At 39.3% G+C, this 489-nt stretch carries 1 protein-coding gene; it reads left to right on the top strand.

Annotation, left to right across the window (positions count from 1 at the left end; all coding sequences use genetic code 11):
* The coding region (locus ASU00_RS24150; protein WP_330219565.1) for a group II intron maturase-specific domain-containing protein at positions 1-406 on the top strand (406 nt) is incomplete at its 5' end.
* Between the last annotated feature and the right edge of the window lie 83 nt (positions 407-489).

Raw genomic sequence — 489 nt, 5'->3', positions numbered from 1 at the left:
CTCTGTACAGAAGTTTCAAAGGAAACTCCGACAACTGACAAAGCGAAAGTGGAGTGTTCCACTAGACTACCGAATATTGAAACTGAAACAAGTAATAGTTGGATGGGTAAACTACTTCAGAGTGACAAACATGAAAAAAGTTACTGAACGAATAGACACAAAGCTTCGCTCTAGAATTAGGGTCATCATCTGGAAACAATGGAAGGTATCTAGAAAACGAATCAAATCGCTAATCAAACTAGGGATACCAGAAGAAGAAGCGAAAGGATTAACGTTCTGTCGAAAAGGTTACCGGTATATCGGATTATCGAAAGTTGTTCAAAGAGCAATCTCAAATAAACGACTAAAGCAGAGGGGAGTCCCCTCTGCTTTAGAACATTATCTAAAAGTACACACTGTGATATAAATTGAAACGCCGTATACGCGAACCGTACGTACGGTGTTGTGAGAGGGGCGAAAATAATACATTTATTTTCCCTCTACTCGATT

The organism is Peribacillus muralis (genome assembly GCF_001439925.1).
Classification (GTDB): domain Bacteria; phylum Bacillota; class Bacilli; order Bacillales; family DSM-1321; genus Peribacillus; species Peribacillus muralis.
The sequence above is the reverse complement of the archived record's forward strand: the minus strand, read 5'-3'. Positions and strand labels throughout refer to the sequence as shown.